A 10,198-nucleotide genomic window follows, 5' to 3' on the forward strand; every position below is an offset into this window, starting at 1 on the left:
CCGGATTAACCCGGCCTATATTTATAGGCCGGGTTAATAAGTGCGAATGGCAGAAATGGCCGAATTCCGGTCGCCGTGGCCGCCCTGAGTGAATGATCGGAACGGGCACGGAGCGACAATCGACAGGCTTAAATGGCGGCCGGCGACAGGCGTGTTGGGTCTGCCCCGGTTACCGACTCGGTAGCCTCGGGCGAATCATGCTCTTCGCTGACGAGCGCCTGCCATTTCTCGTAGGAGGCCGGTTCGAAGCGCTCCAGCGCGAAGCGTCATTCGCCGGTCCTTATAGGTAACGATCACACGCGCCAAGGCATTGATCAGCGCCACATTGGTGCCAGGGCGCAATTTCAAATGGCAATCGGCTTTCACATGCGCCGATTTCACCCAGCCGATAATCCAAGCGGTCGAAACTCAAGGAAAAAACAAACGGAGAGGATTCTCGCAGACCCTCTCCGTTTCATATTCATAGGCAAACCACCGTCCCTTTGTCCTTTTCGAGAATGCGCCGCTGAGACAGTCTGGTTCTTGATATAGGGCTACAGCAATTACCTGATATTCTTCTGCTTTGTCCTGCTGCTGGCGAGCAGGTTGGGCGGCGGACCGATCGGCTTGAAGTTCTTCAGCAGAGGAATGTCATCCTTGTTGACCCACCTGAGGTCAAGATCGTAGGTACCCGGCTGCCCCCAACCTCCAGTGAACTTCTCGCCATCGGGCGTGAAGCTCCAGCACATGTCTTCGCCGGCGGTATTGATGGTATCACCGAGGTTCAATGGTTCCTGCCATTCACCTTTCGGATTCTGGTATGCGATCCACTCATCATGTCCGCCCCGCGAGCCGAGGTCAGGCCGCGTGCTGGTAACGATTATGCTCTTGCCGTCCTTTGACAGTCCGGTCCAGTGCAGGTGGTCGCGGTACGGCGAATTGATCCTCGGACCGAGGCTCTGCGGCTTCTGCCAGACGCCGTCCTTCTTCTCAACCTTCCAGATGTCGCTATCTTGCGTTACTCCCGGTTGTTGGTAGCTGAAGTAAATCAGGCTGTCGGAAGCGATGATTGGGCAGTGCTCCTCGCCAGTCGGCGTATTGATGTGCGGCAGCTCGGGAACTTCGTTCCAGTTTCTGGCCGGCTGCCAGACGCCATCGACTTTTTGAGTGACGTAGAGATCGCCGGTGGACAGATTACCCGGCTCGTATCTCGTGAAGTAAATGACATTTCCGTCATCGGAGAAACTCGGCTCCAGTTCCCAGGCGGACGTGTTGATGTTCGGCCCTACAGCGGGATCAACCTCCGGTCCCAAATGGACGGGCTCCTGCCAGGCGCCATTCTCATAGTGGGACATCCAAATGTCGAAATTGTAGGGGGTCCCAGACGACTCTACGCTGCCCGGACGGGTGGAGGTAAAGATGGCGGTTTTCCCGTCGGCGCTGTAGGTGATCTCGAAGTCCGCACCAGCCGAGTTGAGCGGTTCGCCCATACTTTTCGATATTGGCGGAATCGCTTTGGCGCTCTCGTTACCCGGCATGTCCATACCGGGCATCGCATCACAAACCCCGTGCGCCAGGATGAGTACCGGCGCCACGGAACAGAGCCTTAGAATAAGGCATTTCTCTTTCATACCCCGCCCCGTCATTTCAGATGGATAATACTTCGTACTGTTTTTCATAAACAAAGCTTATGCTACACCGCATCGCAATTTTTGCGATAAGCCCCTCCTTATCTGTCGTTGCGGCGTCAGATTATGTCTAATGTTTGACGTGGTCAATGAGAAGTTTCTAATGTTTTAATGTTTGACATGGTCAAGTAGAAAGGGACACCCCAGTCAAGCCGCATTGGCCATTCGGCCATTTATCTCAAATTGATCCGAGCTCTGATAGCCCGGGTACGAATGCAGCCGCTTGCTCTTCCAGCGCTTTATGATTTCAGGTCGCCACACCTAGCATCCATGTGTGGGGCGGCCGCTTTCCGCAAAGCTCGCTCGTGCGTGCAGGATCTCGGCGAGAGTCACTGTCGATCATTGCCTCAGCAGCCTGTCGGCTTGTGGACGCGAATGACCACTCCACTCGGTAACCCGCCCTTGAATCCGCAGAGTGGCGACCGGTAGCTTTGGGCACTGACGACTCGCTCGATTTTGGAAAAGCGGCCGCTCAGGAATGGCGGGCCTTGGAAGGACGAATGGCCGTTGAGGCCGAAAACTACCCACCCGAAAACAAACTATCGGAGCTCGTTTGAACTTCAATTCTTCGCCAATTGTCCTTTGGCGCAGTATTCGTCAATGGATGTGCATTTCCCGATTGCCGGCCCTGTCGCTCCGTTGCAGCAGATACCTGTCCTGGTCTCCAGGCAATGGCGCCCCGTCGTCGCTTAGATAGAGCAAAGTGCCTTCATCTTTAATGGCGAGCCGACGCTGAGGGGCCTCTTTGTTGGGGGTCAACAAGACGACACCTTTGGTGTCGTTCCATTCGTATTTTCCTTTTTCGAAGGACTCTCGGTTTTGCGGCTTTGCGGGTTGGATGACCAAAAGATAGTTGTTCTTGGCATTCAAGGACAGGGTCATTTTCAGACCGTTGCAATCTTCTTCATGACACGGCAGGTAGCCGTAAAAGACGCCCCGAAATTTGCCTGCCGCTCCCTCGGGGCTGGCATGAGCCGAATGATCCATGGCACCGTGCTGGCTCTGTTCGCGAGCTTTGAGCGCTTTCTCTTGGATTTCCTTATCGGTTTCTGCCCAAGCGGGGTTAAGCGAGGACAGCAATGCGCCGAAAACAATGACTAACACCTTTTGAGTCATTTTCCTGTTCGATGCTTTCATAAGGGATTTCTCGTGTTCTATGTCCGAAACCAGCGTAGCCCATGAGGCGGATATGCGTGTGATATTGTACGCCACCGAGGGCGTGTTAATTTGACTTCACGTTCTGTCTTGTCGTGTGCCGGCAACTGGAATCGCGTATTCAATGGCGCCTTTGGGAACGAACCACCGATTCGGTCTCGAAGAGAGCTGACGCTCGGGAAGGCCGGTATCGGCAGAGGTGAACGCCCGTTGAAGCCGATCTTGAGACGATCGAGGCGAATCTTGAGCACGGGCGAAAGGGGGGGCAGTTCTTACATTCCAACACAGTTAACCGCTTCGAAACCAAACAGGGGACAAATTGTACGTGCCAGGGTAATTTTTCACAGACGAATCCTTGTCGGAGCGTGCACGCTCCCGGCACAAGATACCTATCGCCTAATACAAACGGACCCCGGCTTAACGTATATCCAGAAGATTCACTTCGTAGCAAGGCTCATGGCTAGCAAATAATACACATGGCTTGATTTTGCAGGATTGGCTTCCTCCCAAGTAAGAGGCATGAATTTGAGAGTTTGAGTGCCGGATCAGTTCTTTGGTTGAAGACCTAAAAGACTCGCCCGGATATTTCGTCAGACTTTATATTTTGCCGACAAAATCTCGTAGCCGTTCTACTTTATTGCTCAAATCGGTTTTGTGATGTGCTGAAAAGGATTTGTTGTGTCGTATGAAATACATTGCGCCTTCAGCACAGAGTGGACGGCAACCTTGCAAGCAGTGATTGGCAATAACCCGTTGATGAATAAGCGCCGTATAACCTTTCGACAGAGGGGATCGAAAGTATAATCGGTTTTATGTAACCCAAATCGAGTCGATTCAAATTCATGCCGATTATCTCGAACCACGGGTTATCGAAAACTTCTTTGAATTTGCCGCCTCTCTAGAAATTCTGCCTCAAATGCGGCTGAATATCGGCACCAGAGATTCTGGCGTTGAAGAGCATTAAGAACCGCTTTTTCAATACTATTAAACAGTTCAAGGTTTAACTTGACAGCATAGGCATACCCGAGCGGAGAATAGCGGGAAAACATCCTGGATTGCGGATAAACAGTTTGCTCACGCCCTTAACAACAACGTAATAACAAAAACGAGGAGGCGCCATGTCCTTTCCAGCCGATAACAACATCTTTCAAAAGGGCACATTCGAAGGTTTCGCCGTCCGCGGGCGAGCGCGAGTGGATCGGGATTTTCGACATGCTTGGGAAAACCGCTCGGTGTCGCCCGGACTTGGTAAGCATTTCGCCATCCTCGACGATCCGAATCTTATCGATCTCTCCAACGGAACCCGCCTGCCGCCCAGCCAAATACTGTCATCCGATCTGACCGCGCCAGCCAGCCGTGATCCACTGGACACCTCGGACCTTGATTTCATCGATCTGCTGTCGCAGAAAACGCGCGGTATCGACGGCGCCAGTCTTGCGGTGGAGGGCATCAGCCTCAAGCCCGGCGAAGGCATCATGACGCGCTGGAATTTTCTGGTTTACGACCAGCGCGACGATATCAACGACTTTGCCTTGGCCGAATTGATCGACGAGCAAACCGGACAGACGATTGAACAAAAACTCCTGGTGCAAAGCCAAGGTTTGAAGAGTCCCGACGGCTCGATCCGCTGGTCGAGCGGCTGGATGCCTTATTCCTGGAAAACGTCGAGCTCCGTGCGCGTGACGTTTCGCATCGTCGTCAGCAACGGCTACACCTTCAATCCCCTGTCCGGCCCCGATCCCTTGCAGAGAGTGCAAGGGCGAGCGTTCCCCAGCGGGTTGCTGGTAGACGGAATTTGGTTGATTTAGGGGGGATGCCGTCATGAAAGTCGGACGCGTTATCACAATTTTCGCTCTCATCCTGACCACCCTCGCGGGTGTCGGTTGCCGCCCCGCGAAAGACAACGGCGGGGACGCCCGTCACACCCGAGTCATCCACGCCGATGTCGTCGCAATCGAGCACGATATCCAGTACAACCGCTTCGGTTCCCACAACCCCTACGGCATGATTTACGCCCTTGAGCGCGATGTGGAAAGCAGCGATGGACAGCCCGAACTGCGGCCGGGCAAGGTCAGGCTGAAGTCGGTCAAGCGGGCGCGGCCTTTGGCACTTAGGGCGCACAAGGGAGACATTCTCGAAGTGACCTTCACCAATTTGCTGAGCCCCGAACGGCCCAAGCGACATCCCGACGATATCGAGGAAGAGGCGATCGAGGAAAAAAGCCATGCGGCCAACCCGGTCGTATCGGCGCATCGGACTGATTCCGACCCGTGCGCGCCAGCCGGCACACCGCCGCCGCACGGGAATACCCCAGCCACCCGCTGCGCCTCCATCGCACTTTCGGGTCTGCGGGTCGAAGCCGATGGCCACGATCCTGCCGCAACCGGTTTGCAGGGCATTCCTCCGGGGGCCACAATCACCTACCGTTGGCGCGCCGAGCGCGAGGGCACCTTTTTGTTCGCCAGTCTCGCCGCGCCGTCCGGGGGCGAAGGCGACGGCGGCTCGCTGGTACACGGCCTGTTCGGCACGGTGACGGTGGAACCGGAACGCAGCACCTGGTATCGCAGCGCGGTCCGCGCCGACGAACTCAAGGAAGCGAAACGGCAGGCCAAGGCACCCGCGCTGATCGAGTATGAAGCGCTCGACGAGCACGGCGATCCCGTCCTGAACCTGCTCAAGCCGCTTGGCAACGACCGGTTCGAACTGATCCACAGTCCCTTGGACGCCATCATCGTCGATCACGACAGCGGCAAGAGCGGCCGCGAATTCACGGTCACCTTCCATGATGAACTGAAGACCGTCTATCCCGAGGACTTCCGCATTCTCGCCACCAACCCGCAATTGGCGGGGGTGCGAGACGGATTTGCCATCAACTACGGCGCGAGCGGCATGGGCACCATCTTGTTGGCCAACCGCCTGGGCAAAGGACCGGCCAAGGATTGCGTCGACTGCCTTTACGAAGAATTTTTCCTGCAATCCTGGGCAAACGGCGATCCCGCGCTGCTGCCTCAGTACGAGGACGATCCGTCCAACGTCCATCACAGCTATCTCGGCGATCCCGTGCTGTTCCGCAACTCGCACGCCGGCCCGAAGGAAACCCATGTGTTCCACCTGCATGCACATCAGTGGGAATCCAGTCGAAGCGGGTATTCCAATTATCTCGATTCGCAGACCATCGCGCCGCAACAAAGCTTTGCCTACGCCATCGCGCACGAGGCCAGCGGCAACCGCAATCTGGCGCCGGGCGATTCGATCTTCCACTGTCATCTCTACCCGCATTTCGCTCAGGGCATGTGGGGGTTGTGGCGCGTCCACGACGTTTTCGAGGACGGCACGCGCCGTCTGCCCGATGGAGAACGGGGACCCGGCACCGATCCGAGAACCGGCGTCGCCACGGGCGGCACCCCTATTCCGGCAGTGATTCCCTTGCCTGAGCTCGCCATCGCGCCCGCTCCGACTTATGCGGAAGATCCCGATCCGAGCAAGCGCATAGCCCAATCCTTTCCAGGCTTCCCTTTTTACATTCCCGGTCAGGCCGGACACCGTGCGCCGCAGCCTCCGCTCGACATCGTCGAAAACGGCGGTCTTGGGCGGCACCTTGTAACCGGCGGCGAGCGGGAATTCAACGGCGGGCGAACCGCCGCGGAACAGTTGGCGAACGCCGACATGACCGCGCATATCACCCGCGCGAATCTAATTCTGTTGCCCGAAGCGGGCACCGCATTGGAAAAAGCGGCGATGGCTTTCCATGAACACGCCGCCGGTTACCCGAGCCGGACGCCGGAGGGCCGGGATGCGGTATTCCGGGTCAACGGCAAAGCGCGGCGGCCCGGCGCGCCTTTCGCCGACCCGTGCGGCGAGGATCCCACGGCGCCGATTCGGCGTTACCGCGCTTCGGTGATCGATCTGGACATTCAAACCAACGAACACGGCTGGCATGACCCGCAGTCACGCATCAATGTTCTGGACCGGGACGTTGCTCGTTACGAAGGCAAAAAAACCGCCGCGGCCGAGCCATTCTTCTTCCGTGTGGAATCGGGCGAGTGCGTGGAGTTCCTGCATACCAACCGTGCCGGTGCCACGGTGAGACGCGACGATTTCCAGGTCGCCACGCCTACCGACACCATCGGTCAACACATCCATCTGGTCAAATTCGATGTCCTCGCTGCGGACGGCTCGGGCAACGGCTTCAATTACGAGGATGGCACACTGGCCTGGGAAGCGATCAAGGAGCTGTCCGAAGCCAGCCGCTTCGGCGTGGTGAAGGATCACCTCGGCCAAATCAAGCCTAAGCCTCGCGCCAAGACCAACAAGCAGGGCCGTCCGGTGTTTCAGACCACCATCCAGCGCTGGTGGGCGGATGCCCACGACCATAAGGACGGCGACGGCACGCTGGGCACGGTATTCACGCACGATCACTTCGCGCCGTCCTCGATTCAGCATCACGGGTTTTACAACGCCATGCTGGTCGAACCCAAGGGCTCGGTTTGGCGTACCCCGGACGGTACCGACATGAAAACGGGCAAGCGGCGATTACCCGGCGGAAATGAGCAGAACGTCGCCGGCGCCAGCCGCGATATTGCCTGCCGCGCCCCCGTCACCGAACCGGAGCGTACATGCCGCGAATCTTTCGCGGTCGGCTCGCGCGGCATGGTGGTCAAGGCGGAAGCCAGGGAAAAGCATCCCGACACGCGCGAATTCGCCCTGGCCATCGCCGATTTCGCGTTGCTCTACGATGCCGGGCAAACGCAAGGTCCGGCTCTGCCGGAAGGCATGGCGGGCAAGGTGAACACCACGGTGGAGGACTATTACGTCGCCTACCGCAAGCTGCACGGCTATCCCGTCGATCCGCCGGCCATGCCCGAGGCGATTTCCACCGACCACCACAATCCCTATCTGGTCAATTACAAACACGAGCCCATCCCGCTGCGTATCGGCGAACGCGACAGCCCCGCAAGCGGCAGTCATTTTTCAAAGCTCAAGCCCGGCGAATGCGCAGGGCATCTGGACGACCCCGAAAGCGCGCGCCCGGCGCTGTGTCGCCCCAGCGATCTGGCTTATGTCTTTAGCTCCTCGGCACCGCATGGCGATCCCTTCCTGAAGCCCTTCAGGGCCTATGAGGGCGACCGGGTTCAATTGCGCGTAATCCAGGGGGCGCAGGAAGTCCAGCACGGTTTCACCGTACACGGGCTGGCCTGGCGAAGGGAAGCGAAGAACCCGACTGCGCCCTGGATCAATGCCCAGGAAATCGGAATTTCCGAACATTTCGAGATGGATACGGTCAATCTGGCCAACATCGGCGCCGGACTCGGTACCGCCGACTACCTCTTCCACTTCGGCACTCAGGACGACTTGTGGAACGGCAGTTGGGGACTGTTGCGCGCTTTCGCCAGCCCTGAAGTTTTCGACCCGGCGGCATGCGAGGACGAGCATGGCGTGCTGAAAGTCGGACAAGTCGATTTGCTCGAAGCCAGCGCGCCGGACAAGGATGCGGCACAGCGCAAGCCCTTCATTGACAAACTCCGGCAGGCCGGCTGCGCCGCCCAGCCGGTCGCGCGGCAGCACCTCGACGGGCCGAACAGTTGCCCGGACGGCGGGCGTAGCGACGATCATTGCGCGCTGGCGGTTCTGGACGACAATACCGACGGCAGGATAAGCGATCCCCAAGCGGGACAATTGGTGGCCGGTGACGGTTGTCCCCGGAATGCACCGCGGTCTGAATACGCTATAGAAGCTTGGCAAGTGAAGGACCTGCTGGGCGAGAGGGGAATGCGCTACGACGATGTCCACGGCCTGGATGACCCGGACGGTCTGGTTTTCGTTCCGGCTGGCGATGTCGAAGCGATTCGCAACGGCAAGCCTTTGACGCCACTCGTGCTTCGGGTCAAGGCAGGACATTGCGCGGTGGTGAAGCTGACCAATCACCTGGGGACGCGCCTGTCGGACCGTCCGGGCGACGCACTCATGCCGCGCATCACTCAAATCAATGTGGACGAGCACAACGAGGGCTTGCTGGACGCGCCGCCGTCAAACCGTGTCTCGCTCCATCCGCAGCTGGTGGCCGTGGACGTCAATGCCGGAAACGGCGCAGTCGCGGGTTTCAACCGCATCGATAAAGCGCTGGCGGTCCCAGGCGAAACGCGAACTTACAACTGGTTCGCGGGCCGGGTGAATATCGACCGGAAGGGCGGCAAGGTCGAAAGCCTCGTCATCGAACCCTTCAATGAACCGCTCGCGGCGGGATTGAATTCCCACGGCGACGTCATCGGCCATGGCACGCACGGTCTGATCGGCGCGCTCATTATCGAACCGGCCGACGCCAAGTTGTTCGACCCCGAGGATTTTTACGTGGACTCGCGAGGCCGGCCCCACGGTACCGAAATTCCTTTCGAACGAGCCTCCGGTCTCTCGGCCGTGGTCTGGGAGGATGACACCAAGAACTATGCGCGGGAATTCGTCGTGGTCTATCAAGACGGGCTGAATCTGCACAAGAACGGACAGCCCGTTCCCGACTGCCGCATCTGCGACGATTCCTATGATCTCGGCGAGCAAGGCATCAACTACCACAGTGCGCCTTTCTGGGTGCGCATGGGACTGGATCCACACCCGAATGCGCATGGTCAGGAAACCCAGGACCTCAATGACAACGTCTTCGCGAACGACTTCTTCACCGATGATCGGCAACCCTTAGCCTTCGTCGATTTCGAAGCCAAAGCGGATGAGCGCTTGCGTTTCCACGTGGTCCATCCGGCCGGCCGCGCCCGTCAGCACAGCTTCCAACTGTACGGGCATTCGTTCAAGGACGACGTCCCGAATTTCGGTTCCCCCTGGTCGCGCTTGGTGACGCCCGGGGTGACGCTCACGGCGGAAGTCGAACGCGCGAAGCCCGGAATTTGGCTCTATCGGGACGGTCCGGCTCATCTGTTCGCCGGGGGTACCTGGGGGCGGCTGGTGGTCAGGGACTAGAGCATTTTCCGATTCGGTGTCAGAGCGCCCGATAGGTAGGTCGGCAATCCCTTCCCAATCGCAAACGGTCGCTTTAGTCGCGACCCTTCCAATCGCAAACGGTCGCTTTAGTCGCGACCCTTCCAACAAAATCCTTTGCCGAGCCGATAAGTCGGCAAGGGATTGCCGACCTACGTTCTTCCCGCCCGACACGAAGCCGTACACCGGGATGAAAAACGCTCTAAGGAGCGGTCGTGGCAGCGGAAAGGAGTTTGACGAAATGGCGCGGGATAGCGGCAGGATCGTGATGCATTGGCATTACCCCCTGCCGCGGAGCTTGGGAAACGGACCACCTGCGATGGCTCGGACACGGCCTTGGCGTGCTTCGGAGATAAACCTACGACTCCCCCTTCGCTGGACTTTGACTGTAA

Annotated in this window: 4 protein-coding genes; 2 read left to right on the plus strand and 2 right to left on the minus strand. The window is 58.2% G+C overall.

Annotation, left to right across the window (positions count from 1 at the left end; translation table 11 throughout):
- Nucleotides 1-542: 542 nt before the first annotated feature.
- Together ABJK70_RS13825 and ABJK70_RS13830 are read right to left on the minus strand one after the other, a co-directional pair.
- Nucleotides 543-1,658: a hypothetical protein gene (locus tag ABJK70_RS13825; protein ID WP_240507021.1), complete on the minus strand. Its 1,116-nt coding sequence runs from the start codon at nt 1,656-1,658 to the stop codon at nt 543-545.
- Between the two features lie 606 nt (nt 1,659-2,264).
- Complete coding sequence (locus ABJK70_RS13830; RefSeq protein ID WP_077728881.1) at nt 2,265-2,804, minus strand: copper resistance protein NlpE; 540 nt, start codon at nt 2,802-2,804, stop codon at nt 2,265-2,267.
- A 1,136-nt stretch (nt 2,805-3,940) separates the two neighbouring features.
- Between ABJK70_RS13830 and ABJK70_RS13835 the strand changes: the two genes are divergently transcribed.
- Together ABJK70_RS13835 and ABJK70_RS13840 are read left to right on the plus strand one after the other, a co-directional pair.
- A complete protein-coding gene (locus ABJK70_RS13835; RefSeq protein WP_077728880.1) occupies nt 3,941-4,630 on the plus strand; it encodes a hypothetical protein in 690 nt (229 codons plus the stop codon).
- Nucleotides 4,631-4,643: 13 nt separating this feature from the next.
- Nucleotides 4,644-9,788: a hypothetical protein gene (locus ABJK70_RS13840; RefSeq protein ID WP_347258260.1), complete on the plus strand. Its 5,145-nt coding sequence runs from the start codon at nt 4,644-4,646 to the stop codon at nt 9,786-9,788.
- Nucleotides 9,789-10,198 lie beyond the last annotated feature (410 nt).

Origin of the sequence: Methylocaldum sp. (assembly GCF_039794385.1) — a bacterium.
GTDB lineage: Bacteria > Pseudomonadota > Gammaproteobacteria > Methylococcales > Methylococcaceae > Methylocaldum.